The organism is uncultured Tenacibaculum sp. (assembly GCF_947494125.1).
In the GTDB taxonomy this organism is placed as follows: domain Bacteria; phylum Bacteroidota; class Bacteroidia; order Flavobacteriales; family Flavobacteriaceae; genus Polaribacter.
Map to the genome: position 1 here is coordinate 56,839 of NZ_CANLTU010000003.1, position 24,646 is coordinate 81,484.

Genomic DNA, 24,646 nt, shown 5'->3' on the forward strand with positions numbered 1-24,646 from the left:
ATTTTTCACCCTATAGACGTCACATAAACAAAAAGATGCAAAAAAAATTAATTAGATAAGTTATTACATTTTTTCTCTTTATAATCTAAAACATCCCCATATACATCTGTAGATATTATACAACACTCCTCATAAGCAGACTTTAACATTTCTCTTCCTCTTTGTACTCTCGATTTTGCTCCTGAGTAAGAAATATTTAATCTTTCCGCAATTTCTTTTTGAGATATATTTTCTATATCTGCTAAAATAATGGCTTGTTTATATTTATCTGGTAGCGAATTTATAAAAGGACTTATACAACTTGTAAGTTCGGATGTAAGCGTATTTTCTGATAAATCTTCTGAATCTATATCTTCTGAAGATTCATTGTATTTTAATTTTCTAAAATGAGAAACTATTTCATTTCTTGTAATTTGATAAATCCATGAAACTAGTTTTTCTTTATTTTTTAAAGTATTGTATTTTGTAAACACTTTTAAAAACACATCTTGAACGATGTCTTTAGTTAGCTCAGAATCATGAACCTTTAGATTAACAAAATTGGTTAATCTAGCATTCATATCATTCCAAACATGTAATATTTCATTGCCCATAATAACAAAAATAAATCTTTGATTTATTTGTAGACGTACAAAATTAAAAAAGACGCATTTTTTTTAAAACTTATTTATTTTTCATTACATAGTGTCTATTACATAACAAATATTCTAAATACTCCCTCTCTTTCCTTTAATTAAATGTACTATTTATCTAATACCATAATTTGATTTTCTAATTTAGTTATTTCAGATTTTAAAGCAACTACCTTAGCTTCCAATTCTAATATTTTAGCATACGGTTCTTTTGCTAAGTTTTGTTCTAAATGCTTTTTACGTAAACTAATCCATTTAATATCATTTACGCTTAACGTTTGTTTTTGTAGTAATACAATACAAGCATGCATACCTCGTAAAAATGTAGTACGTTTTACTTGTTCCTTTTCTAATATAGCTTTCTGATTATTCCATCGTTTTTTAACTTTTTTTAATGCCTTTTCTAATAGTTCCTTCGTTTCTTGTTTTTCTTTAGTTACAAAATCTATTACATGAGGTAAATCTAGTACTTCCGTTTTCAAGGCTAAAGCTTCTTCCAAAATAAGCAACTTATTTAATTTATTTATAGAATAAGTTCTACGGCTTATTGATAATGAAGAAAGTGTATGGTACGACAACTCTAAATAATTAGCCATTGATACAATAGAACAATTAAAATACAATTTTATGGTATCTAACATTTTTGTACATTTTTTTTTATAAAAAATTTATATCTGTACAACACTTGTACAGATATAAATATAATATTTTTAAAACTGTACAAAGATTAAACAGCAAACCTTGTACATGTTTTTATATTTTATTTTAAAAACTGTACAAAAACTAAACTACTTTAATTAACCTAGGTGAATGCATTATATACAATTCAACCACATCTTTGTTATTATAAAAATTATTATGAATTAAATACTTAAAAAGTGATTTTTATCAATTTCAGTTTGCTTTTTATAAACCAGTTTTGCAATAAAATATATAAAGATAGCTTCCCTGTATAGAAACATTTTGATACGATTTATGAAAAAACTACGCCTATGCTAAATAAAAAAAATGAATTAAAAACAATTGTTTTTTTTCTATTCATTACCTTAATTCTTTCTTGTAGTAATGATAATTCTAATAATTTACCACCAAATGATGAACCTAATATTACTCCCAATGAAATTATAAAAATTCCAGTTGTAATACATGTTATTAACCCTCCTTCGGATCCATTTAGTATTAGTGATGAAAAAATACAATCGCAAATTGATGTTTTAAATCAAGACTATAGAAAAAAAAATCCTGATCATATAAAAACACCACAAGAGTTTAAAAACTTAGTTGCAGATGTTGGTATAGAGTTTTATTTAGCCGAAACGGATCCTTATGGAGTTCCAACATCTGGTATTATTAGAACAGAATCAGATATTTCGGGATTTTCTGGTAAAGATTTAACTGGTAAATTACCTATTGAAGACTATAAACTTTTTTTTACCAATAAAGGAGGGCAAGATATTTGGCCAAGAGATAAATATCTAAATATTTATATAGCCAGTCTAATGGATAAATGGGGTAAATTGGGTTTTGCTGGTTATGCATATTCTCCTGGAACAGATCCTAGAATAGACGCTGTGGTTATAGATCCAAGAGTATTTGGTACCTTACCTCCTTTGGAAGTTAATTATGACCTTGGAAGAACCGTAACTCATGAAATTGGTCATTGGCTTAATCTAATACATGTTTATGGAAAAGATGGAAGTTGTGAAATTGGCGATGAAGTAGCAGATACACCAAATCAAAAACATCAAAATTTAGGAGCACCAGCTCATCCTAAGAGTTCATGCGGTAGTAATGATATGTTTATGAATTTTATGGATCGTGTTAATGATAATAGCATGTATATGTTTACGAAAGGTCAAAAAGAGCGAGTCCGTAACCTATTTAAAAAAGGAGGGTTAAGAAGGCAATTATATCTTAATAATAAATAAAAATGTTCGTTCTTTTTAAATACCTTGTATTTTACAATTTAGAGTCAATAATTTGAATCAATGCATAAAATGATATACTTAAAAAACACTATAAAAACACTTCTAATATTATTAGTTACAATACTATTTTTATCTTGTAAAACAGAAAAACCTAGTGAAATAATTGTTATTGGTAATTTACATAAACCAGCACCAAATTATAATCCAGAAATATTATTTAATATCTTAGAAAATGTAAAACCCGATTTTATTTTACACGAAGTAGATTCTTCTTTTTTCACTGCTGATTTTAAATTTAATAAGCCTTATAATGAAAATGAAGGAATGGCTTCTAAAATGTATATTGAAAAATATCCAGCTACGAAATTAAGACCTTATGAATTTGAAGGCAGAAATCAATACAGAAGAGATAAAGGTATGCGACCTACAGATAGGTTAACGTTAAGACTTTTAGACAGCCTAAATAAAGCAAATATGCTTACATCTGAGCAATCAGAAATATTTAATACTTACCAAGCTCTTATAGAACCTCTAAAAGTACGTGCTGCAAAATCACCAAAACATTTTAACAATCCTCAAACTGATAGTATTTGTGAACAGCGTCAGTATTTTCAATATCAAATGGTACCAAAAATTACAAATGCTCGTAGTGAATTTGCAACTCGTTTTTTAATAAAACCTAATGGTGAAAAAATAAGCTATAGAGATGGATACCAACTTTGGGCAAATTTTTGGGATACAAGAAACCAAACTATGGCAAAAAACATCATGAAAATTGCGCAGTTAAATAAAGGAAAAAGATTCGTTGTTCTTACTGGATTTATGCATCGTTATTATCTTTTAAAGGAATTAAAAAAGTTAACCAAAGGAGAAAACATTATTCTAAAAGAGTTTTATGATAAATAAAACCCGTATCGTTTAAAAGGTTACATCATTTATTTATATGCTCTTTCTTAAAAACTGATGGTGAGTTTCCTGTTTTACGTTTAAACATTCTTGAAAAATAAGCATAATCTTCATAGCCTAAAACATTGGCTATATTAGACAAAGAATCGTTTGAATGAACTAACATTCGTTTCGCTTCTAAAATAACACGATCTAATATTACATCTAATGATGTTTTATTTAATGATGTTTTTACAATCCTATTCAAGTGTTTTGGTGTTATATGTAACATGTTAGCATAAACAGCTGGAGATTTTTCTTCCTTAAAATGATTATCTATTAGTTTTTCAAACTCACAAAGCTTATTTGTATACGTAGACGACTTGTATATTTCTATAGTATCAGTATCTAAATACAATCTACTTAACTCTATAAAAAGAAGGTCTAATAAACTTGTTAGTTTTTCTTTTTTGTACAAAAAATCAGTAGTAAATTCTTGGTAAATAGTATTAAAAATAGCTGCTACTTGTTTTGTTTGTTCTATGTTTAAATATAATATTGGAGGGTTTTGAATAGAATGAAAAAAGGGAAAACTATGCATTGTTCTGTTTATATATTCTAGCTCATAAAAATTTTCTGAATGAAAAAAGATATAACCATCAATATCATCACTTAATTCCCAATTATGTATTTGACCCGGACGTAGTAAAAAAACACTACCAGGAGCCACATTATACACATTAAAATCAATTTCATGAATACCAAATCCTTTTGTAAAGATTACTGTAAGATAAAAATCATGCTTATGTGGTTTTGATATTGCTTTTTCATGCTTTACTACATGGTTACAAATACTATTTGCATAAAATGAAGTAGACAGGTCTTCTGTTTCAAATTCTTTAATACTTAATACAGTAATAGGTTTCATAGCAAATAATTCAATAATGTCTCAAAAGTACAAATATTGGCGTTTTTTATACAATAAAAAAACGATTATAATTAATGAAATTCGTCCTATATTTTTTAACCATAAAATGCAAAAAAATTAAAGCTATCTTAAAGTACAAGCGCTCAAATTACAACTATGATATCATTTTTAATTCTACTATACTTCCTTCTTAATTTAAGTTTTTAAAATGATTAGTATTTACAAAAAACACAACGCTAAGTTTGATAGCATACTTGATTGTATTGTTGAAAAATTAAAGTTAGTTATGCTTTTATATAAGCTCTAATTATACTTTTAAAAATACTATTTTACCTAAGCTTCATAACAATGCTTTTAATATGAATCAAAAGATTTATCAAAATATTTTAAAAAAAATAGCGTTAACCAAAACTGAATTTGAGCATTTTTTAACATTCACAAAAACAGTTGTTCTTGATAAGAACGAGCATTTTTTAAATGAAGGTAAAGTTGCTAATTATATTGCTTTTGTGGTTTCAGGTGGTTTATACTCGTACACACTTGATGAAAAAGGTAAAAAAAATGTATTGCAAATTGCTTTAGAAAACTACTGGATATCTGATTTATATAGTTTCTTTTCACAAGAAATATCTAAATTAAACATTGAAGTTATAACTAAAACAGAGCTTATTATTATTAGCAAAGATAATTTTGATAAATGTTGTGATACCATTCCCGCCTTTGACCGTTTTCAACGTTTGTTATTTCAGAATGCGTATGTTAATACCTTACAACGTGTTGCGGAATTAAATAGCAAATCGGCACCACAGCGGTATTTAGATTTAGTAAACAAACACCCAGAAATAATTCAACAAGTTCCACAATTATTAATTGCTTCTTATTTAGGTATTAAACCACAATCTTTAAGTCGTATTCGTAAGAAAATATGCACTAAAAATAGTAAGGCTACTATTAACTAATGAATAGTTGAATGTAAGTTAATTAAATTACTCGCTCGTCTGCTTTATATGCTCCACGGCGATGTAGTATCCATTGTGCTTCATCCAACGGGTTTACTCCTTTATATTTACGTGCTACCCCCTCGCCTTTCGGACAAGTGTTATAACCAAAAAACTGTAGCCTAAGACGTAATTTACCACTTGTAATTGTATTCAACTTAATACTTAAATCTAATGATGTTGCTACTGGTATAGTTCCTTTTACATTAAAAACATCATCTTTAAATTCTGGAGTATCAAAAGTAGCCCTACGCGTACTTAATTCAGAAACTATTTTACCTAATAGAGCTTCGTTTGCTTTTATTTCAAAGCTTAGTATAGGCTCCAATAAATGCGTTCCACCAGCTTTTAATCCTTGCATAATGCCCATTGGAGTTGCTAAATTAAAATCTCCTGGTCTTGAATGTACATTATGATCTTCTCCTTTTATTAATGTAATTTTTACATCGGTTACTTCCCATCCTAAAATTCCTTGAGCCAAAGCTTTTGGAATTGTACGCTCTATTTCGTTTTGATATTTTATATGCACATCGTTTTGTGATACTATAGAACGATAACTTACTCCTGAGTTTAATGGAGCTGGCTCAATTAAAAAAGTCATAATTGCCCAACAAGGCTTCGGCATCCAATATCTAATGTAGCCTTCTGCTTTTTTACTAATGGTTTCTTTGTATACTACTTCTGGTTCTGTAAAACTCGCTTTTATTAGAAAACGTTCTTTTAAAACATGTTCCAAAATTTCTATTTGCATTTGTCCCATTAACAATAGCTGTAGCTCCTTCTCTGCTTTAAACCATTTAAAATTTAAAGAAGAATCTTCTTTGTCTAATTGTTCAAGTGCTGCTGCTAAATTATTATAATCGGCATTATTGTCTGGAATCACTTGAACACTAAGTACTGGAATATGCAATTGAGGCAATTTTGGAATTCCTTCAGGCTTTCCTAAAATATCTCCTGATTTTGTTCCTAATACTCCTGTAATTACACCTATATCTCCAGATTCTAACACAACATTATCAATATACTTTGTCTCGTGTAATTGTTTGGTTTGATTTATTTTAGTTTCTAATTGCTGAGTATAATTGTAAATAGTAGTTTTCGAAGATAATTCTCCTGAAAAAACTTTTACATATGCCATTGTTCCAAAAACCTTGTGATGCTCTAACTTAAAAACAAATGCTGAAAGCTCATCGGTATTTACTGTATTTGAAATAGGGCAATAATCTATTATTCCATCTAATAGCTGTGTTACTCCTATATTGTTTTTAGCAATTCCCGTATATGTTGGAATCACTTTATTTTCAATAGTTAATTTGCGAATACTTTTTAAATATTCGTCATCAGTAATCAGTTCAGAATTTAAAAAGCGCTCCAACAAATACTCATTGCTTTCTAAAATATTTTCAATTGATTTTTCTTTAAGAGGGCTATGATTTCCTGTATTAAAAACAGGTATGCTTGTAGCATTCGTTAATCCATCGTTTTCAGAGGCATATAGTACTACTGGCTTTGATTTTAAATCACGCTCTATTTGCGTTATTGTAGCCTCTGCGTCTGCTCCTTGTCTATCAATTTTATTAATAAAAACAATGGTTGGTATTTTTAATTCTTGTAAAGAGTCCCATATATTCAATGTATGTGCTTGCACTCCTTCAACTGCAGAAACTACTAATACCACCGCATCTACCACACACAATGCTCTTTCTACTTCACTTGAAAAATCAACGTGACCTGGTGTGTCTATTAAATTAATTTTGGTTCCTTTCCATTCAAATGAAGTTGTTGCTGCTTTTATAGAAATTCCGCGTTCTTTTTCGAGGTCTAAACTGTCTGTACTTGTTGACCCTTTATCTACACTTCCCAACATTCTAATTGCTCCAGAATTGAATAGAAAATGTTCGGTAAGTGTTGTTTTCCCAGCATCTACATGCGCCAATATTCCAATATTGATCGTTGGTTTCTTCATTATTTGGAGTAATTTTATAAAGCTCTTTTTAGCGTACTAAACTATTTTTTTTATGAGCCTTACAAACTTACTATTTTTAAGGCAGTGTATTTAAATTCCTTTCTTTTTCTTTTTAGTTATTCCTTTTGAAAAACCTTAAATATTCTTTTTATACAACCGCAAATATTTTACAATTTTAAATAGTGATCTAAATCACTATTTTTTTATTGTTTTTTCATGATTTTTGTTTCCTTAAACAATATTAAAAATGCATCCACTTAGACAACATATAGAAGAAATCATTCCGCTTTCTGATGAGGAATTTAACTTTGTTTTAAGTCATTTCGAAAAAACTAAGAAACGTAAGCATCAATATCTTTTACAAGAAGGTGAAATTGCTAACAAAGAATATTGGATACTAGAAGGTTGCTTAAAAAGTTGTTTTTTTGATGATAATGGCAAAGAACATATTTTACAATTTGGCATGGAAAATTGGTGGATTACCGATTATGAATCTTTTGTAAAACAAGTTCCTACTAAACTATCTATTGATTGTATTGAAGATAGTGAACTCTTATATATTACTTATGAAAACAGAGAAAAACTCACGAAATCTTTGCATAAAATGGAACGCTTTTGGGCTAAAAAAAGTAAGTATGGTCGTATTGCTTTACAAAATAGAATATTATCATTGTTAAAAAATTCTTCTAAAGAACGATATGAATTATTGTTACAACAATACCCTAAACTTTTTCAACGCGTTCCAAAAAAATTAATAGCCGCTTATCTTGGCGTTTCAAGAGAAACACTAAGCAGATTAAATTCTTAACTCTTTTTTAGAATGTGATATACTTCACTCTCTAATTGTGATATTAATCCTATTGGCTGTCTTTTTTTTCTTTGAATTTTGCTGCAACAATAATTTATAAAATTAAAAAGATATGAACATTTTAGAAAAAATTCAAAACAAAGAAATTGGGCTACTTATTCAAAGAATTACGATTGGGTTTCTCATCCTTTTTCATGGTATTGCAAACATGAATTCTAACTATTCTTTTATTAAAAGTTTATTAAGTGGTTTAGGTTTACCAGAAATAATTGCATATGCCGTATTTATTGGTGAAATAATTGCTCCTATTCTTATAATTATTGGTTACAGAGCTAGATTAGCGAGTCTTATTTTAGCTTTTAATATGCTTTTTGCTATTTTAATGGCTCATACTTCTGAGGTATTCTCTATTAATAAATATGGTGGATGGGCTATAGAATTACAGGCTTTATATTTATTTGGAGCTATAACTATTCTATTTATTGGAGCTGGCAAATATGCTATTGCGACTAATTCTAAATGGGATTAATTTCTTATTTATACTTAAGTGATTTTAATCACATTAAAATAGTGACTTTGCTCCTATCCGATTAATTCATTTTACAAGAATTTTACTTTGAATTTAAACACACAATATTATGCCATATATTAACTTTAGAGTTACTGATGAAAACGTAACCAATGAACAAAAAAGATTATTAATTGAAGGTGCTACTCAATTAGTTGTAAATGTATTAAATAAAAACCCTGAAACCACACATGTTGTTATTGATGAAGTTCCTCTAGGAAATTGGGGAGCTAATGGGGAACAATATTTTGGTAATAAAGACAATTAAAAATGAGTTAAACATAAAGGGTGTCTCTAAAGTAGATACCCTTTTTACTACTTATTTACAGAAAAAATTTTGGTTAACTCTTGCACCATATTTCCATTTCCAGTTAAACTAATTTCACCAATTTTATCCGCAATCTTTTCTACATATTCCATCTCTTTTAATTTGAACAACATCTCATTGTCTTCCATCAACTTAGCTGTATTTAACAAACTTCTTGTAGAAGCTGTTTCTTCTCTTCTAGTAATTATATTAGCCTGCGCTTTTTTCTGTGCAATTAAAACTTGATTCATAATCTCTTTCATATCTCCAGTTAAAATTACATCTCTAATTCCGCTATTGATAACTTGCACACCTAATTGATCTGTATTTTTAGATACTTCTTCTAATACTGCAACTGCAATGTTTTCTTTTTTCTCTAATAATTCATCTAAGGTATAACCTCCAACATAAGTTCTCAAGGCCAATTGCATTAAAATGTACAATTGTTTTTCATAGTCTTTGTTTTTTAACAATGCTTTTTCAATATCAATTACTTTATACTGCGTATAAAAGTTAATTCTAACATTTGCTTTGTCTTTTGTTAACAATTCTTGACCTGTAATTTCAAGCTGCAATTGCCTCATGTCTGTTTTTGCTATTTTAATAGTCGTATCGTTTTTCCAAAATCTATATGTTCCTCCTGTTAAAGTTTTTGTATAAACATCATCTACTAATAATAATGATTTTTCATAAGTAGTTACTTCAAAAATTCTAATGTATTTTGATAACTCATAATTGCTAAATAAGGCTTTATCTATGTTTTCTGTAATATAAATTTTGCTTCTATCTACTTTCTTAAATGCCCTATTTACAAAACCTTTCCAGTAAAAGTACTTTCCTGCTTCTAATACTTTTTTAAAATTGTTATTCTCATAAACCAATACTAACTCATTATCTTTTACCTCTACTACTTCTAACATTTCTGCTAAAACTGTATCCTTTAATAAAACTTCTATTGCTACAGCTTCTTTAAATTCTCCTCTTAAATCATACACAATTACATTTTGATTAAAAAATAACCAATAAGTTCCTTGCGTAATCACTTTTTGATAATCTCCGTTTTTAAATACTAATCCTACTTTTCCTGCATTAATTCTTACTTTTTTCATTTTTCTATTTTTTTGATTTTAATTAAAAACGATACACTGAAATGCTTAACAAATCACGGAAGTAATCAATTTAAAAAAAGGCTATAACTCGTTTTTAGAAATGGATTGAAATCAATACATGATATCAACTGATTTATAAAAAGTTATTACTTTCTAATTTTAGAATTAAAAACCTCAAGTTCTTTTTTAAGTGTTTATTTAAAAACTCATTAGGAACGTATCGTTTCTTTTTCTGTTCATCAGTTTTACAAGATGATGAGCTTTAGTTACAATAACCAGCGAGAGTCGTAATCTCGAGTTACAGACCGGATTTGAACCAGCACGCCGTTAGGCTTACCTAATTAACCTACATTATGAGTGTAGTGCTCTTGCCAACTGAGCTACAAGATCTATTGTGACCTTGACAGGATTCGAACCTGTGCTTTACTATTGCATTAACCTGACTTTGCTACATAACTTTCGTTATGGAAGGATTCGAACCTCCGTATATAGAATGATGATTATTTTTTGGTGAATAATCTAAACCTTCAAGACTAGTTGCATATAATAATCGAATACAAATACTGTACGAAATTATACAATGGTGCTATACAGAAACACGCAACAAGACTTGCTTGATATTTTTATACTATTAATTTTATTCTTTACAATTCCCTCACTATACTCCTTGTTATAGTGAGGTTTTCTTTTCACAATTTTCCCACTTTACGGTATTCTTTTTCTTAATTACACTGCAAATATTAAACACTACTACGCATTCTTTATGCGTAGTAAAAATTATTTTTTCTTTTTCTTATTTTTTTTAGAGATTTTACTCTTTTTGGTAACGGGCATTTTTTCTTTAATACGATCTCTTACTTCATTTACTGAATGCATAAAATCAGCATTGTAAGTATACTCCTTGGCTATTTTAACAAACTTTAAAGCTTTCTTATATTTCTTTAATTGTTCTTTTAAAACTGCTTTCTTTAAGTATAATACAGCTTTGTCTGAACCTTTTACAGTCAAAGCAAAGTCTATTAATTTTTCTGCCTCTTTTAAATCTTCATTCCATAACAACACATTAATATAATTAGGATATACATTAAATGCATGAATATTTTCTGCTAAAGCCTCTGCATAATATTCTTTTGCTTTTTCATAATTATGTAATGCTTCTGCATGAATACGTCCCATTAAGCATAAAGCAACTGTGTTTTTTTCATCATATGCCAAAGCATAGGTTAAAGCTTCTATAGCTTCCTCTAAATCATACGGATAAGCATCTAATGCTTTAAATATGTAATTGTTTGCTAATGTTCCCATATTATTCTAATTCTTTTCTTAGATCAGTTTTTAATTGATTCCTTTTTGTTTTAAAAGATTTCACGTTCTTTTGTTGTTTAAAATCTGAACCTGTAAATATTCTAGTAGGATTCCCCCTTTCTAAACTCAAATGATTTTCCCATTCGTTTTTTACCGATTCTTTTAACTGACTAATATTATAATTTGTTATTTTTTCTTTTAAGCGTTGTATTGCTATCTTTTTATTTTGATGTTGCGAACGACTATCTGAAACCAATACTTGAACTCCCGTTGGTATATGCTTTGCTCTAACTGCAGAACTTACCTTATTTACATGTTGCCCACCAGCTCCTGAACTTCGAATTGCTTGAAATTGAATCGCATTTTCATTGATTGTTTTTTCTCTATGCTGATTCAATTCATAACAACCTATAAACCAATTTTTACGTTTATGATATTTTCTAAAAGTTGAAGTTCCAATCCATTGAATGGTTCCTAACCAATTCTTTAAGAAATCAGCAAGTTGTTTTCCTTTTAACTCAACAGTTACAGATTGTACGGTTCCGTTTTCAATGCCATTAACTTTATGTAGAACTGTACATTCAATTTTACTTTCTAGTAACTCTTTTAAAAATATCTTCAAAACTTTTGCAACGACCCATGCACATTCTGACGGGCCTTTTGCTGCTGTTATTTGTATTATTTTTGTGTTCATTATTTATCCATTCTTACAATTTTTGGTGTAAAGGTTCCTAACACTTCTACCAATTCTTGTTGATTATCCATCACTTTTTTAATGTTTTTATATGCCATTGGTGCTTCGTCTACTCCGCCTCCAATAAGACTTACTCCATTCATTTTTAATTGATGCTTGATATCGCTTTTAGTAAATTTCTCTTTACATTTTCTTCGAGAATGTTTTCTACCCGCTCCGTGAGAAGCAGAATTTAAACTCTCAGTATTTCCTAAGCCACGTACTATATACCCTGGAGCTGTCATAGAGCCTGGAATAATTCCTAACTCACCTTTATTTGCTGGTGTTGCTCCTTTTCTATGTACAATTAGCTCCTGTCCATTCACTTGTTCTTTCCAGGCAAAATTGTGATGATTTTCAATTTTAGCAATCGCTTTTACTCCCAATAATTTACCGATTCGCTTATGAATATTATCATGACATGCCTTAGCGTAATCTCCTGCTAAATTCATTGCCAACCAATATTCTTGTCCATCGTGTGTATCTAAATCTAACCAAGCCAAATGCTGAACATTCTTAGGTAACGGGCATTGTTTTGCTGCCAAATAGGTATAGTGCTTTGCTATATTCGCGCCTAAACCACGACTACCGCTATGCGTTAATAAACCTATATACTCGCCTATTGGTAAATCAAATTCATTATGCTCATCAGTAATAGTTACTATTCCAAATTCTACAAAATGGTTTCCACTACCTGAGGTTCCTAATTGTTGATACGCTTTTGTTTTTAAGCTTTTTAACAACGGAATATCTTGAAACTCTTCACGTTCAAATATTTCATGATCATGTTTTACCTTGTGTGTTTCTCGCATACCAAACTTTGTGTGTTCAGAAAGGATGCCTTCTAATTGATGTCTTTTTCCTTTTAAATAAGATGCTTTTATAGGATAGACAGTTAAACACATTCTACAACCAATATCTACTCCTACTCCATAGGGTATTACAGTATTTTCAGTAGCAAGTACACCTCCAATTGGTAAACCATAACCTGAGTGTGCGTCGGGCATTAAAGCGCCTTGTACAGCAATTGGTAATTTTAAAGCATTATATAATTGATATTTTGCTTGATCATCTATTTCATTTTCTCCGTAAATTGTAAAAGGAGCTCTTGTATTTCTTAATTCGTGAAAACGAACTTCTACAGGCTTTAATAATCCTTCTACTACTTTTCCCCAAATAGCATTTCCTTGAAATCTATCAGGTTCTAGCAATACTTCTTTTGCCTCTTCTAAAATACGTTCCTTCTTTTCTCTTTTCCGATATCTGTTAATTTGCCCTAAAGCAATATTGATACTATTATTCTTTGGAAACCCTAATTTTATTAGGTCTTTTCCTTTTAATTTATTTCCCATGATTTAATTTTGAGATGTTTTATTCTAGGAACTCAACTTTAGTTGGCTCCTATTTATTCTCGATTGAACTCGAGCTAACACTCCGGAAAATCTTTAGATAATAGTCATAAAAAAATCCGAAGTTTTTGCTTCGGACTTTTTCATATATAGTATAATTATTTATCTATTTGTGAAGAAAGTCGCGAAGTAAGTATACAAAAGAACCTGGTTCTTTTACTGTACTTATGTTTAATTTGTATTTGAACATATTACTTCGTTTTATAATTGTTTTGTTGCTTTATTGCGATGCAAACATATAAGGTCTTTTTCAATTACACAAATAAAAAATAAAATTAAAAAACTGATTTACAGTACTATACCTAAAAACAAAGCAATAGACTTCCTATCCACTTTTTGTAGATTTATTAATTCGCTGATACTTTGTTATGTACATTTTTTATTACACGGTTCAAAGAGTCTTTCAGGTTTTAATATTTTTTATAAAAAAAGCGTCCAAAAAATTAATTTTGGACGCTTTTGCTTTTTATACTGTGAATTTCTACCTAAAATACAACTCACGAAGTCGCTTATTTGCGTCCTGATATGTGATTTTTAGTATTGTCATAGGTTTAAATTTGTGTTTTTCCTTGATTATTGTGATGCAAATATGCAAGAAAATTGATTATAGTTCCAAATTTTGAGTATAAAACTTATCCCTTAAAGAAACTAGTAACTTATTTATTAAATTGTAGACTTCACTTTTATTTTTATCTTAAACCTAACATTCCTTTCAATAAATTTATAGTACTACTAAACAAACTTTCATTTTGTTTTATTAAAGTATGACTAGGTTTTATAGCTTCTCTTTTATCTACTTCTACTTCAATTATGCAATTTAAAAATTCATCCCAATCTTCATTTTCCTTATAAAAATTAAATTTTGTAATAACTTTTTCTGAAAATAATCTTGCTTTACTTATTATTTGCTCTTCTGTTAAGCAATAATAATCATAATCCAATGATTGGATTCCGTCATTTAACTTGTAAAACTCATATAACAGATCATATTCATAGCCTTTTTCTATATATAATTTTGACAATGCATTAATCAAATTTAAAATAATACTCTCTTTTTCAGAATTTGATAATTTTAAACATAAAAAGTAAGTTTCAAAACTTAATAACTCATCATCAGAGCAACTATTTTTCAATAAATTAAATATTTCTTTTTCGTAATTATCTGATTTAAAATCAATACTCACAAAATCAAACAAAAGTGAATCACTTTTCAATTCATTTTTTTCAACAAGCTGATATAGCTCATTTTCAAAAGTTTCAACATCTATTTTATCTATTAATACTTGATATGCTTTTTGTTTTAGTTTTTGATTCATTTTGAGTAGTTTCTACATGATTTACTTTCTAAATTAAGATTATGCTTTCTACACATTACTCTTTGTTCATATTTAAGAATAATATTTTCTTTATATATCATTTTTATAGAACACAATAAAGGTACTGTCTCATAATCTTTATTTAATAAATTCTTTACATTACTTTTTAAAAAAATATTTACACTTGAAATATCTTCTTCAAATAAACCAACATCTTCTATTTTACTTATCAATTTATTACTGTAATCATTAATTAAAAAATTAAAATCTAAACTTTCTGGTTTAATCCTTTTTTCTAATAAATTTATTCTTACTTCTAAACAATTATTATCTATCATTAAAGCATATAACTTACCTATGCCCCAATACCCATTAACATCATTATTTCTACTAATAAAAGAATTTAGCAATCCTGAAATTATGTTTTTAAGGTTTCTCTTCATTTTCTATTTCTATTTTGTCTCCTTTTATTCTTCCAAGGCGCATTCTTTTTCCAATCTCCAGCCATAATACAACCGTAAGGTACAACTTCATCAATAACTTCTCCTAAACCAAACTCTTCCATCTGGTTACGTACTGTTTCTGCATTTTTATAAGCTGAAGGTAATTCTGTAATATCAATTTCTTCTGAAAAAAAACGGATATCTAAACCTTTCGTTTCTTCTTCAAAAATCTCTTCTACAGTTCCTATTTTGCTTTTTCTATGCTGTGTTCTACTTACATTTCTCCCTGCTCCATGTGGGGCAAAACCTAAATTGTTCTCAGTAGTATTTCCTTCTACAATTAAAACTGGTTCGCTCATATTTAAAGGAATTAATCTTGGACCAGTAATATCTGGCATAAACTTAGCATCTAATGGCGTTGCTCCTTTTGCATGGTAAAACAAATCTCCTTCTTTAAACACAAAATTATGTTCGTTCCAAAATCTGTTTTCTTTTTCTATTCCTAACTTTTCTAAAGTTGCATCGTGTAAAACCTCGTGATTTAACTTTGTCCATTTTCGTATAATTTGTAATGCTTCCCAATAGTTTTTTCCTTCTTCTGTTTCAAACGGAATCCATGCATTTTGCTTTAATGTTTGTGGAGATAATTCTTTTCTAAATTGTTCAGCAACATGCATTCCTCTAGCATACAAATTTGCTCCAAAACCTCTACTTCCATGATGCGTTACCATCATAGTATTTCCTGTTTTTTTAGAAGTACCTATAAATAAAAAGTGATTTCCGTCTCCTTGTGTTCCTAAATGAGACCTTGCTGCAGAAATACACTTTTGATTGTTTAAAAAAGGATTCGCTTCAATTTCTGCTAACAAATCCATAGGAAAACGAAATTGCGTATTTCTATCTCTTCCTCCTGGCCCAAAATGCGTACTACTATGGGCTGCATCTAATACCTCTTTCGGATCAGCTTTCCCAAAATCAGTTAACATCACCGAGCAACAAATATCTGCACTATGCATTCCTGGATGAATCGCATTTTTTGCTACTACAATACCTCCTACAGGAATTGTTCCAGTTCCACCTGTTGGGCAAGCATCTGGCATAATTGCTCCGTTAACTATGGTAGGTGTTTTCATTAATACTTCCATCGAAGCTATTACTTTATTTACATTCTCTTCTTCTAAATCATTTTCTGCTTTGATATTTACTTTAAAATCCATTGGATTATCCAATAATGGTATCTCTGGTCCTGAACGAAACTGCTCTAAATACGCTAACATTTCCCCCTTAGACAATTCATTTATATTGATATATTCCATCGCTTCAGGAAACCATTTCCCTGATTTAAACCCCATTTCAATTAATTCTTTTCCTGTAATTTTTTCTTTGTTTTTCATTATTTCAATTTTTAAAACTCCACAAACTCCTTGTTTTGTGGAGCGATTACTTTTGAAAGTTATTTACTTTCTTATGATTCCGGTGCAAATATTGAACACTGTTACGCAATCTTTTTGCGTAGCTAAATTTATTTCCTATTTTTATCAGAAAAAATTGATGTAAATGAATTTAATTCTCCGTTTTAAAAAACTGGTATCTTCTTATACTTCCAATACCATTTTAATAGATTCTTTATGGAATACTCTTGAAAAAAACTATACTGAAAAGCACAGGGCTTATCATAATTTTACCCACATAGAAGAATTATTCTCTTATTTTGATACTTATAAAAATGAATTAGAAAACGCAGACATTGTTTCTTTTTCTATTTTTTATCATGATATGATTTATAATATCTGGAAAAAAGACAATGAAGAACAAAGTGCCATTCTTGCATTAAAGGAATTATCAAAAATTAATTTGCCACATGATTTTCTAAAAAATATCAATCAACAAATTATTGCTACTAAAACACATGATGCTATTGACAATGATACTAAGTGGATGATCGATTTTGATTTAGCCATCTTAGGACAGCAAGAAGATATTTATCGAAACTACACAAAACTTATTAGAAAAGAATACAAATTAGTTCCTAGTCTTCTTTATAAAAACGGTAGACAGAAAGTATTACAGCATTTTATTGATAAACCTTTCATCTATGCTACAGATGAATTTAGAAACTTATACGAAAGCCAAGCTAAACTTAATCTTACTAATGAACTAAACACTTTATAAATGGCTTCTAATAAAAACGCACTTGTTCGGTACAAAACCATTGATCAATGTTTACGAAACTCTATGCGTACATGGACTTTAGACAGTTTAATTGAAGCTTGTTCTGATGCCTTGTATGAGTATGAAGGTAAAGACGTGTATGTAAGTAAACGTACTATTCAATTAGATATTCAGCATATGCGAAGTGATAAGTTAGGATATAATGCTCCTATAGAAGTCTATAATCGTAAGTATTATCGTTATTCTGAAGATAATTATAGTATTAAAAATATTCCTGTTACCGATGCTGATGTAAAGATTATGAATGAAGCCATAGAAATGTTACGTCAATTTAAAGATTTCTCTTTATTCAAAGAAATGGACGGTGTTTTACAACGATTAGAAGATTCTGTTTATTCTTCTAATAAAAATAATAGAGCTATTATTCATTTAGACAAAAATGAACAACTAAAAGGGCTCGAATATATTGATCCTATTTACAATGCTATTCAACAAAAGAAAGTTATTACAATTACTTATCAATCTTTTAAAGCACATAAAGCTAGTAATATGGCTTTACATCCTCAGTTATTAAAAGAATATAATAATAGATGGTTTCTCTTAGCTTCTCACAAAAAACAATTTATTACGCTAGCTTTAGATAGAATATCAAACATTGTATTAGAAGAAAACATTGAGTACATAGACTTAAATATTGATGGGGATACTTATTATAAAAATGTAATTGGTGCTACCGTTGCAAATACAAGAGCTCAACGCATTCAGTTTTGGATTGATAAAAAAAATGCCCCTTATGTTATTACTAAGCCTTTTCATAAATCGCAACGTCTTATTAAATATACTGATGATGGCGTTATTTTTAATATACTAGTACAACCCAATTTTGAGCTAGAACGTTTAATATTAGGCTATGGTGATGCTATTGTAATACAAAAGCCTGAAAAGCTTCGTAATCGTATGATTGCGAAACTTAAAAAGGCTTCTAATAATTATATTCTTGACACTAACACCACTAGAGACACTGAATAATATAGCTTATAATTCTTTGCTTTTATTTTGACTTGAATTTACAACTTCATAAAACTCTTCTCTTCCTTTTTCTGTTAAATATGGATACAGAATACGTACCATAGTGTTTGCTTTTTCTTCAATTATATTTTTAGTAACGTTTCCTCCATATAATACTGTAGAATATAACCAAGTATTATTATAAATAATCATTTGTTCAGAAAGGTTTTCAAATTCCCATTTCAATATTGAAGCTTTTATTATTTTATTATTTTGTAACTGTTCAAATAAAAACATGTAATTCTTATAACGAGTAGCATATACTTCATGAAAATGTGTTTTTATGTTTTCATTAGCATTTATTATATTATATAAATCTGTCCAAAAGAATTGATAGTCAATCATTCTTGTCATTGTTAGTTTGATTTCTGTTTTTAGTTGATTTATAGAAAACTCTATTTCAGAAAAACCTAAAAGTCTTTGATCAAATTCATTTGCCATTTCAAAATATAACGATTCTAATATTTCTTCTCTTTTTTTGAAATGATAATTTAAGTTTCCTGAACTCATTTTTAATGATGCAGCTATCATTCTAATGGTTACTGAACTAAATGATTTTTCATTAAATAAAAGCCTTGATGCTGTTAAAATTTTGTCTTTTGTTGACCTCATTAGTAAACTTGTCCTAATTTTAATTTATTATTAGTAAATTTGTCCTAAATATACAAGAATATATAAAAATACAAATCATTATGAATACTAAAATATCAAATACAAAACCTTATAACTTTAAAATAGTTCTAGAAATAGCAGTGGTATTTACCATCATTTTAAGCATGAAACATTTTTTAGATTATTTTAATATCATTGGAGCTGGTTCAATATCAATTTGGTGCGGAATTATAATTGCGACACTCTTTATGAAGCAAAAAAGAATGAAATGGAAAGAATTTGGCTTTCTATTACCTCACAATTTTAAAGAATGGAAGAAAAACATATTATTGGCTATACTATCTGTAGTTATAGTTGCCGTTGTTATGGGATTATTAGTAAAGCCTTTATTAGAAAGTTTTGGGTTAACAAATCCTGCTGATGTAGCTGATCGATTTTCTTTCTTTTTAGGAAAGCCAATTGTTTTTATTAGTTATTTAATTGGGGTTATTTGGTTTGGTGCCGCTTTAGGTGAAGAATTATTATTCCGTGGATATTTACTTAATAGGTTGATAGATTTTACAGGAAATAATAAGCATGGAATACTCTTAGCTTTATTAATACATTCGGTTATTTTTGGTTCATTACATATTTATCAAGGAATAGCTGGTGTTATAGCTACTGGTTGTATCGCTCTTATATTTGGTTCAATATATTTTATGATAAAGCGAAAACTTTTTCCGTTAATAATAGCACATGGAATTATCAATTCTATGAGTTTAATTGGCTTGTATCTTAATGATGGTGTAATTGTATAGCGTCTATTTATATTTCATAAATAAAAAGTGGAAGCATTAAAAAACTATACGCAGCAATTTATAAAGTAGTGCTAAATTAGTTAATTAAACATGTGAAAAAATCATACACAAATACTTTATAGCACCTTAGATTGTACAATTATAATATGTATGCGGTTATGAGACGTGAAAACCTTTGTATTCATTTACAATGGCATGCCAATACTGAAGACGATCCGCTTCTTGGTGGTTCTGTGATTAAAATATTTGTTAGAAATTTAATGCCCATTTTTAACGAACTGCTTGAAAGAGGAACTATAAAAAAAGAAAAGTTAAGGCTACATACTCCTTGGAACACTAATGAATTTGGCTTTTACGATTTAAATACTAATGCCGTGTTTTTTGTAGAAGACATTTAAAAACCTACTACTAAAACTCCTTCAAAAAAATCTTGCTAGTGACTTCTTAGCTCATTTAGCCCCACTTTGCTCCTATTCTTTAACAATAGGAGTCATAATTCTTACGAAATTGTCAGCGAACTTCGCTGATGAAATAAATATAAAACGAAACCATCAGCGAACTTCGCTGATGAAATAAATACAGAACGAAACCGTCAGCGAACTTCGCTGATGAAATAAATATAAAACGAAACCATCAGCGAACTTCGCTGATGAAATAAATACAGAACGAAACCGTCAGCGAGCTTCGCTGATGAAATAAATATAGAACGAAACCGTCAGCGAGCTTCGCTGATGAAATAAATACACAATGAAAGCTTCAGCGAACTTCGCTGAGAGAAAAAACATAAAAAAACCTCATTTTTAGGCTATAACCTACCTATTTAGCCCCCACTAAGTGATTCTCCTGATAAAAAAATAGGGTAAAACCTTACTTCAAGTATGGTTTTCCGTATATTTAGCTTCTTTTTTTATGTTACATTCGAAAACTCAAAAAATTTGGCGAATATTTTGAGTTGTATAATAGGAGTAAAAGTTCCGCATAGCCAGCCATATTAGGCAAATAATAGGAACAAAGTTCCGCATATAAATAAGTTAGGCAATATTTATGAGACCCAAACGCAAATCAACTTCACATATCACGGAAAAAGTCTCTCTCAAAATAATTAATGAGATTCTACCAGAATATTGGACTATTAGGGAATACAAGCCTGACTATGGGATTGACTTATCGATTGAATTATTTGAAAAAAATGATTCAGAAGAAAAATTAGTATTTGATACATTAGGAGAACATCTGTTTATTCAAGTTAAAGGCACAGATACTGTTGATATTGCAAATATTAAAATTAAAGAAAGAAAAAATATTGAGAATACACCTTTAAATGAAAGCGGTGTAGAAAAGCAAATTGAGGTAGTCAAATTCGTAATTGATACTAATGAACTTTTCACTATTCACAGAATGGGAAATACAATTCCTGTAATTTTATTTGTTGTTAATAATCAAAACAAGAATATATACTTTCTATGCTTAAATGATTATATCGATAAGGTAATTTTAGCTAAAGAGCCTGACTTTTTCTCAAAAGAGCAAGAGAATAAAACTATCTATATTCCGACTTCCAATCTTATTACAAAGAATTCAAATACTCTTTCGCCAATTTACTTCTACGCAAAACGACCAAAGTTCTATTCCTTTTTTAATAAGATTGGCTACCAAAACAATGAATTAAACTACTGTTCAGAAAAAATACTAATAGAACGTTGTAAGTACTACATTTCAATTCTTTTAAGATTCGATGTATGGGAAAATAATTATTGGCCAATTATTGACCATTTCAAACAAATGCTAATAAAAATAAAAGAGACTGACGAAATTCCAATAGGATATGTAGAAGGATTCGTGCCTGATAATAAAGAAAAAGAATGGGAATATGGACCAAATGGAAATCTGTACACACAAAAAGAAGTACTTAACTTTCAGCACATTCATTCGCTTTGGAATCAAATGGATAATATGAAAAATGTTTATGAAACAATGTGTAGGGAATGGTTTCTACCAGAGTATAACGGATAAAAAACATTATAAACTTCGAATGGAAAAATATCTAGATAAATTAATTGACAATAGAAATCTTAAATTATGGGATGAGCTAAACGAAAAATTCGAGTTTATTTTAATAGAAAGTCCTGAACCTAACTATATGTCAAGACTAGATGGAGAAATTGCAACAATCTGCATTTATGAAAATGACATTAACCCTGCGTATTTTACCCACGAATTGCTTCATATCTTTTTGAAATTTAAAGGTGTTCAAATTGTAAGCGATTTTTACTCAATAATAGATAGCAATCCTGATATCCATTATTTCTTTTCAACTGACCTTAAAAGTCACGTAACAAACTGTTTAGAACATAATTTAATGTTACCAATATATTTAAGTTTAGGATTTGAAAACCATTATTTCATTAGTGATTACAAAGAAAGAAAAATGAATAACAAGTTAATGAGTTCATTGCAAGAAAGGTATAGAATTAATGGGACCTATGACAGAGAAGCAATTGACTTTTATATTGGAAAATTCTTTGCTATGAAAACTTGTAATAATAAATCTTTTAATTATTCTAAATACTACAATTCTTTTATAAAATTAGACAAAAAGTTATTTAAGACATTAAATGATTTTTGGAATGATTGGGAAACATATGACCTAAAAGATTCAAATGACAATTATGATGAAATTTTAGAGTATTTTATTGAAGATTTGAATGATTGGCAAAACAAGAAAAATATTATTTAGAAAATCATTTCTTAACAAAGAATATAAAAATAAGATAAATGTATAATCCCGAATTACTTGAAGAGTTAAAATCTCTTGACTTGTCACTTGAACCAGTTGAAGATATTAGAAGAATTTTGACAGAAATGTTTCAAGGAGGTATTCCAATAATGAGAACAGATTATAATCACCCAAAGGAAATAGATAGAGCCGTAAATAATACGGAAGAAGAACCGACATTTAGTACTAAAGATAGAATTTCTTATAAGCCACAAGAATATAATAAAACACATTTAAGAGCTAGTACACCAGACAATACAATGTTTTATGCTTCAGTAATTCCCGAAGGAGAAATTAGTGCAGAAGAAATCACTAACGCAAGAATTGTTGGTGCGACAGAAGTAATAGATTTATTAAGAGAAAATACTGATGGAGAAAGATTGGTAACATTCGGAAAATGGCAAGTTCAAGATTTAATTTCAGTCATTACAATTTTTGACCCTAATAAAGACTACAACGTTCAATATATTAATGATGTCCGAGATAAATATAATGAGCAAATACTCTCTAAAGATGATACAGAAAAAAGGGATGAATTACTTGAGTTTTTAGCAGCCGAATTCTCTAAAAAAGTTGAGAATGGTGAAAATCATAATTATATGATTAGTTCAATTTTCTCAGAACTTGTTGTAAATAATGGAGCCGATGGAGTTTTATACCCAAGTGTTCAAAGTGATGGAAGTGGTCTATGCCTTGCACTTCATCCAAGAGTGATGGATAGACTCAAACTGACTAAGGTTTTGGAATGTAAATTAACTAAATCAGGAGATGAAGCCCTTTTAAATAACACAAGAAATTGTTTAGTTGAAGATGGCTCTGATACATTTGAATTAAATTAAAAACATTGCCTAACACCGTATAAAATTAATTGCTGGTTTTAGCCTATTTACGAAAGTCCTCGCGGATTTTCTATTTGGTTTGTATTTGCTAAATTAGTTGCTTAAACCACGCAACTAATCTTATACAAACACGTTATTAGTAGCCATTAACACAAAATACTTTTTGAATTGAAACCAAAACTAATTGCAATTGGATATTGGAAAAGCATTTATGAACCTGAATTACCAGATCCAGCTAATTTTATTGATTTAAATTGGAATACAAATGAAAAAAATATAGTTCTCCAACATTTAAAAAAGGGTAAACCAATTGCCCAATGGATGGGAACAAGTTGGTGTCGATATCGTTGTAAAGAAAATGATATGGGAGCAAGCTGTTTAACCGATGGGAAATATATTTATCCAGAAAAACTATCTCATTATATTAACAAACACAATGTAAGACTGCCTGATACCTTTATTAAACACATCCTTAATTATAAACCTCTGAATATACTAGCAGACTTGAACAATTATGATGTTGATTATGAGTTGTGGAGAAAAGAGTTAGGTTTTAATAATACACCAAATGTAAATACATATCTAGCGTTAACAGATGACGAAATTGAAAAGTTTAATGAGAGAAAAAAAGCTGATAACAACATATAAAATGCATGTTTAATTTAAATCCAAGAAAGGTTATGTTGGTTTTGGAGAAGCGATTAAAAACAATGAGGAAGTCTACAATAAAATATACCTTCAAGAACAGAAACAAAAACTGTTGAGTTAATTAACTTTTAGATAAGCAGCATAGATAACTAAATTAAAAAAGACAGCTAAATTAGCTGTCTTTTTATTTGAAATTGATATGATTAGTTGTTTGTTTAATCAAATCCATCTCCAGGGGAATCGGGGCTTTGTGCTTGTGCTTTAAGGGGATTCAATAGCACATAAGTTCCCAATGCTGTTAAAGCTGTATACTTACCGTAGTTGCCTATTTTTTTTAATGCTTCTTTTCTTGTAATGCTTTCTTCTGTAGTTTTTATACTTTTTTTCATCGTCATCTTT

At 29.0% G+C, this 24,646-nt stretch carries 27 protein-coding genes and 1 tRNA gene; 14 read left to right on the plus strand and 14 right to left on the minus strand.

Annotated features, from left to right (window positions below; translation table 11 throughout):
• Window positions 1-47: 47 nt before the first annotated feature.
• Both sigZ and Q0881_RS07130 read right to left on the minus strand, forming a co-directional pair.
• Complete coding sequence (gene sigZ, locus Q0881_RS07125) at window positions 48-593, minus strand: RNA polymerase sigma factor SigZ (protein WP_299158255.1); 546 nt, start codon at window positions 591-593, stop codon at window positions 48-50.
• Window positions 594-742: 149 nt separating this feature from the next.
• Complete coding sequence (locus Q0881_RS07130) at window positions 743-1,273, minus strand: hypothetical protein (RefSeq protein ID WP_299158258.1); 531 nt, start codon at window positions 1,271-1,273, stop codon at window positions 743-745.
• A gap of 351 nt (window positions 1,274-1,624) precedes the next feature.
• On the opposite strand from Q0881_RS07130, the gene Q0881_RS07135 reads away from it, so the two are divergent.
• The gene (locus Q0881_RS07135; protein ID WP_299158261.1) at window positions 1,625-2,560 is read left to right on the plus strand and encodes a zinc metalloprotease; all 936 of its coding nucleotides are present in this window, start codon (window positions 1,625-1,627) and stop codon (window positions 2,558-2,560) included.
• 60 nt (window positions 2,561-2,620) lie between these two features.
• Window positions 2,621-3,466: a hypothetical protein gene (locus Q0881_RS07140; protein ID WP_299158264.1), complete on the plus strand. Its 846-nt coding sequence runs from the start codon at window positions 2,621-2,623 to the stop codon at window positions 3,464-3,466.
• Window positions 3,467-3,491: 25 nt separating this feature from the next.
• Here the strand turns inward: Q0881_RS07140 and Q0881_RS07145 are convergent, their stop codons facing one another.
• The gene (locus Q0881_RS07145) at window positions 3,492-4,373 is read right to left on the minus strand and encodes a helix-turn-helix transcriptional regulator (protein ID WP_299158267.1); all 882 of its coding nucleotides are present in this window, start codon (window positions 4,371-4,373) and stop codon (window positions 3,492-3,494) included.
• 359 nt (window positions 4,374-4,732) lie between these two features.
• Here Q0881_RS07145 and Q0881_RS07150 point away from each other — a divergent pair, with 359 nt between their 5' ends.
• Complete coding sequence (locus Q0881_RS07150) at window positions 4,733-5,332, plus strand: Crp/Fnr family transcriptional regulator (protein ID WP_299158270.1); 600 nt, start codon at window positions 4,733-4,735, stop codon at window positions 5,330-5,332.
• Window positions 5,333-5,354: 22 nt separating this feature from the next.
• Here Q0881_RS07150 and Q0881_RS07155 read toward each other — a convergent pair whose 3' ends face one another.
• Window positions 5,355-7,337 (minus strand): TetM/TetW/TetO/TetS family tetracycline resistance ribosomal protection protein, encoded by a 1,983-nt coding sequence (locus Q0881_RS07155; RefSeq protein WP_299158273.1) that lies wholly within the window; start codon window positions 7,335-7,337, stop codon window positions 5,355-5,357.
• A gap of 247 nt (window positions 7,338-7,584) precedes the next feature.
• On the opposite strand from Q0881_RS07155, the gene Q0881_RS07160 reads away from it, so the two are divergent.
• The 3 genes from Q0881_RS07160 (at window position 7,585) to Q0881_RS07170 (ending at window position 8,981) form a co-directional block, all read left to right on the plus strand.
• A complete protein-coding gene (locus Q0881_RS07160; protein ID WP_299158277.1) occupies window positions 7,585-8,145 on the plus strand; it encodes a Crp/Fnr family transcriptional regulator in 561 nt (186 codons plus the stop codon).
• 112 nt (window positions 8,146-8,257) lie between these two features.
• Window positions 8,258-8,674 (plus strand): DoxX family protein, encoded by a 417-nt coding sequence (locus Q0881_RS07165; protein WP_299158280.1) that lies wholly within the window; start codon window positions 8,258-8,260, stop codon window positions 8,672-8,674.
• Between the two features lie 109 nt (window positions 8,675-8,783).
• Window positions 8,784-8,981 carry a 4-oxalocrotonate tautomerase family protein gene (locus Q0881_RS07170; RefSeq protein WP_299158282.1) on the plus strand — a complete coding sequence of 66 codons (198 nt, stop codon included), beginning with the start codon at window positions 8,784-8,786 and terminating at the stop codon, window positions 8,979-8,981.
• A gap of 47 nt (window positions 8,982-9,028) precedes the next feature.
• Here the strand turns inward: Q0881_RS07170 and Q0881_RS07175 are convergent, their stop codons facing one another.
• The 8 genes from Q0881_RS07175 to Q0881_RS07210 all read right to left on the minus strand — a co-directional run bounded on the left by Q0881_RS07175 (window position 9,029) and on the right by Q0881_RS07210 (window position 16,729).
• On the minus strand, window positions 9,029-10,129 hold the full coding sequence (locus Q0881_RS07175; protein ID WP_299158285.1) for a slipin family protein: 1,101 nt from the start codon (window positions 10,127-10,129) through the stop codon (window positions 9,029-9,031).
• A 303-nt stretch (window positions 10,130-10,432) separates the two neighbouring features.
• Window positions 10,433-10,511, minus strand: a tRNA-Met gene (locus tag Q0881_RS07180).
• 395 nt (window positions 10,512-10,906) lie between these two features.
• The gene (locus Q0881_RS07185) at window positions 10,907-11,434 is read right to left on the minus strand and encodes a hypothetical protein (protein ID WP_299158288.1); all 528 of its coding nucleotides are present in this window, start codon (window positions 11,432-11,434) and stop codon (window positions 10,907-10,909) included.
• A 1-nt stretch (window position 11,435) separates the two neighbouring features.
• Complete coding sequence (gene prfH, locus Q0881_RS07190) at window positions 11,436-12,128, minus strand: peptide chain release factor H (RefSeq protein ID WP_299158291.1); 693 nt, start codon at window positions 12,126-12,128, stop codon at window positions 11,436-11,438.
• Window positions 12,128-13,519: an RtcB family protein gene (locus Q0881_RS07195; protein WP_299158293.1), complete on the minus strand. Its 1,392-nt coding sequence runs from the start codon at window positions 13,517-13,519 to the stop codon at window positions 12,128-12,130. The genes prfH and Q0881_RS07195 overlap by 1 nt, the downstream gene beginning before the upstream one ends.
• 746 nt (window positions 13,520-14,265) lie before the next feature.
• Window positions 14,266-14,892: a hypothetical protein gene (locus Q0881_RS07200; protein ID WP_299158296.1), complete on the minus strand. Its 627-nt coding sequence runs from the start codon at window positions 14,890-14,892 to the stop codon at window positions 14,266-14,268.
• Window positions 14,889-15,335: a hypothetical protein gene (locus tag Q0881_RS07205; RefSeq protein ID WP_299158299.1), complete on the minus strand. Its 447-nt coding sequence runs from the start codon at window positions 15,333-15,335 to the stop codon at window positions 14,889-14,891. The genes Q0881_RS07200 and Q0881_RS07205 overlap by 4 nt, the downstream gene beginning before the upstream one ends.
• On the minus strand, window positions 15,332-16,729 hold the full coding sequence (locus tag Q0881_RS07210; RefSeq protein ID WP_299158302.1) for an RtcB family protein: 1,398 nt from the start codon (window positions 16,727-16,729) through the stop codon (window positions 15,332-15,334). The genes Q0881_RS07205 and Q0881_RS07210 overlap by 4 nt, the downstream gene beginning before the upstream one ends.
• Window positions 16,730-16,892: 163 nt before the next feature.
• On the opposite strand from Q0881_RS07210, the gene Q0881_RS07215 reads away from it, so the two are divergent.
• On the plus strand, window positions 16,893-17,507 hold the full coding sequence (locus Q0881_RS07215; protein WP_299158304.1) for a hypothetical protein: 615 nt from the start codon (window positions 16,893-16,895) through the stop codon (window positions 17,505-17,507).
• The gene (locus tag Q0881_RS07220; RefSeq protein ID WP_299158307.1) at window positions 17,508-18,536 is read left to right on the plus strand and encodes a WYL domain-containing protein; all 1,029 of its coding nucleotides are present in this window, start codon (window positions 17,508-17,510) and stop codon (window positions 18,534-18,536) included. It abuts the gene before it with no gap.
• A 6-nt stretch (window positions 18,537-18,542) separates the two neighbouring features.
• Here the strand turns inward: Q0881_RS07220 and Q0881_RS07225 are convergent, their stop codons facing one another.
• Entirely contained in the window at window positions 18,543-19,187 is a 645-nt protein-coding gene (locus tag Q0881_RS07225) for a TetR/AcrR family transcriptional regulator (protein ID WP_299158310.1), read from the minus strand.
• A gap of 80 nt (window positions 19,188-19,267) precedes the next feature.
• On the opposite strand from Q0881_RS07225, the gene Q0881_RS07230 reads away from it, so the two are divergent.
• The 6 genes from Q0881_RS07230 to Q0881_RS07255 all read left to right on the plus strand — a co-directional run bounded on the left by Q0881_RS07230 (window position 19,268) and on the right by Q0881_RS07255 (window position 24,247).
• Entirely contained in the window at window positions 19,268-19,984 is a 717-nt protein-coding gene (locus Q0881_RS07230; RefSeq protein ID WP_299158312.1) for a CPBP family intramembrane glutamic endopeptidase, read from the plus strand.
• Window positions 19,985-20,142: 158 nt separating this feature from the next.
• Window positions 20,143-20,382 carry a hypothetical protein gene (locus tag Q0881_RS07235; protein ID WP_299158315.1) on the plus strand — a complete coding sequence of 80 codons (240 nt, stop codon included), beginning with the start codon at window positions 20,143-20,145 and terminating at the stop codon, window positions 20,380-20,382.
• Window positions 20,383-21,028: 646 nt separating this feature from the next.
• Window positions 21,029-21,997: a DUF4365 domain-containing protein gene (locus Q0881_RS07240; protein ID WP_299158318.1), complete on the plus strand. Its 969-nt coding sequence runs from the start codon at window positions 21,029-21,031 to the stop codon at window positions 21,995-21,997.
• Window positions 21,998-22,016: 19 nt separating this feature from the next.
• Entirely contained in the window at window positions 22,017-22,721 is a 705-nt protein-coding gene (locus tag Q0881_RS07245; RefSeq protein ID WP_299158321.1) for a hypothetical protein, read from the plus strand.
• Window positions 22,722-22,801: 80 nt separating this feature from the next.
• Entirely contained in the window at window positions 22,802-23,599 is a 798-nt protein-coding gene (locus tag Q0881_RS07250) for a hypothetical protein (RefSeq protein ID WP_299158323.1), read from the plus strand.
• Window positions 23,600-23,767: 168 nt separating this feature from the next.
• Window positions 23,768-24,247 carry a hypothetical protein gene (locus Q0881_RS07255; RefSeq protein ID WP_299158326.1) on the plus strand — a complete coding sequence of 160 codons (480 nt, stop codon included), beginning with the start codon at window positions 23,768-23,770 and terminating at the stop codon, window positions 24,245-24,247.
• Window positions 24,248-24,462: 215 nt separating this feature from the next.
• Here the strand turns inward: Q0881_RS07255 and Q0881_RS07260 are convergent, their stop codons facing one another.
• Window positions 24,463-24,636 carry a hypothetical protein gene (locus Q0881_RS07260; RefSeq protein ID WP_299158329.1) on the minus strand — a complete coding sequence of 58 codons (174 nt, stop codon included), beginning with the start codon at window positions 24,634-24,636 and terminating at the stop codon, window positions 24,463-24,465.
• Window positions 24,637-24,646 lie beyond the last annotated feature (10 nt).

What these genes read in the sequence shown, in the direction of transcription:
- Q0881_RS07200 (WP_299158296.1), bottom strand. Translation starts at nt 14,892, where the DNA reads ATGAATCAAAAACTAAAACAAAAAGCATATCAAGTATTAATAGATAAA.
- Q0881_RS07220 (WP_299158307.1), top strand. Translation starts at nt 17,508, where the DNA reads ATGGCTTCTAATAAAAACGCACTTGTTCGGTACAAAACCATTGATCAA.
- Q0881_RS07240 (WP_299158318.1), top strand. Translation starts at nt 21,029, where the DNA reads ATGAGACCCAAACGCAAATCAACTTCACATATCACGGAAAAAGTCTCT.
- Q0881_RS07135 (WP_299158261.1), top strand. Translation starts at nt 1,625, where the DNA reads ATGCTAAATAAAAAAAATGAATTAAAAACAATTGTTTTTTTTCTATTC.
- Q0881_RS07210 (WP_299158302.1), bottom strand. Translation starts at nt 16,729, where the DNA reads ATGAAAAACAAAGAAAAAATTACAGGAAAAGAATTAATTGAAATGGGG.
- Q0881_RS07205 (WP_299158299.1), bottom strand. Translation starts at nt 15,335, where the DNA reads ATGAAGAGAAACCTTAAAAACATAATTTCAGGATTGCTAAATTCTTTT.
- Q0881_RS07175 (WP_299158285.1), bottom strand. Translation starts at nt 10,129, where the DNA reads ATGAAAAAAGTAAGAATTAATGCAGGAAAAGTAGGATTAGTATTTAAA.
- Q0881_RS07195 (WP_299158293.1), bottom strand. Translation starts at nt 13,519, where the DNA reads ATGGGAAATAAATTAAAAGGAAAAGACCTAATAAAATTAGGGTTTCCA.
- Q0881_RS07215 (WP_299158304.1), top strand. Translation starts at nt 16,893, where the DNA reads ATGAATTTAATTCTCCGTTTTAAAAAACTGGTATCTTCTTATACTTCC.
- Q0881_RS07230 (WP_299158312.1), top strand. Translation starts at nt 19,268, where the DNA reads ATGAATACTAAAATATCAAATACAAAACCTTATAACTTTAAAATAGTT.
- sigZ (WP_299158255.1), bottom strand. Translation starts at nt 593, where the DNA reads ATGGGCAATGAAATATTACATGTTTGGAATGATATGAATGCTAGATTA.
- Q0881_RS07130 (WP_299158258.1), bottom strand. Translation starts at nt 1,273, where the DNA reads ATGTTAGATACCATAAAATTGTATTTTAATTGTTCTATTGTATCAATG.
- Q0881_RS07145 (WP_299158267.1), bottom strand. Translation starts at nt 4,373, where the DNA reads ATGAAACCTATTACTGTATTAAGTATTAAAGAATTTGAAACAGAAGAC.
- Q0881_RS07260 (WP_299158329.1), bottom strand. Translation starts at nt 24,636, where the DNA reads ATGAAAAAAAGTATAAAAACTACAGAAGAAAGCATTACAAGAAAAGAA.
- Q0881_RS07150 (WP_299158270.1), top strand. Translation starts at nt 4,733, where the DNA reads ATGAATCAAAAGATTTATCAAAATATTTTAAAAAAAATAGCGTTAACC.
- prfH (WP_299158291.1), bottom strand. Translation starts at nt 12,128, where the DNA reads ATGAACACAAAAATAATACAAATAACAGCAGCAAAAGGCCCGTCAGAA.
- Q0881_RS07225 (WP_299158310.1), bottom strand. Translation starts at nt 19,187, where the DNA reads ATGAGGTCAACAAAAGACAAAATTTTAACAGCATCAAGGCTTTTATTT.
- Q0881_RS07185 (WP_299158288.1), bottom strand. Translation starts at nt 11,434, where the DNA reads ATGGGAACATTAGCAAACAATTACATATTTAAAGCATTAGATGCTTAT.
- Q0881_RS07245 (WP_299158321.1), top strand. Translation starts at nt 22,017, where the DNA reads ATGGAAAAATATCTAGATAAATTAATTGACAATAGAAATCTTAAATTA.
- Q0881_RS07165 (WP_299158280.1), top strand. Translation starts at nt 8,258, where the DNA reads ATGAACATTTTAGAAAAAATTCAAAACAAAGAAATTGGGCTACTTATT.
- Q0881_RS07170 (WP_299158282.1), top strand. Translation starts at nt 8,784, where the DNA reads ATGCCATATATTAACTTTAGAGTTACTGATGAAAACGTAACCAATGAA.
- Q0881_RS07155 (WP_299158273.1), bottom strand. Translation starts at nt 7,337, where the DNA reads ATGAAGAAACCAACGATCAATATTGGAATATTGGCGCATGTAGATGCT.
- Q0881_RS07235 (WP_299158315.1), top strand. Translation starts at nt 20,143, where the DNA reads ATGAGACGTGAAAACCTTTGTATTCATTTACAATGGCATGCCAATACT.
- Q0881_RS07140 (WP_299158264.1), top strand. Translation starts at nt 2,621, where the DNA reads ATGCATAAAATGATATACTTAAAAAACACTATAAAAACACTTCTAATA.
- Q0881_RS07160 (WP_299158277.1), top strand. Translation starts at nt 7,585, where the DNA reads ATGCATCCACTTAGACAACATATAGAAGAAATCATTCCGCTTTCTGAT.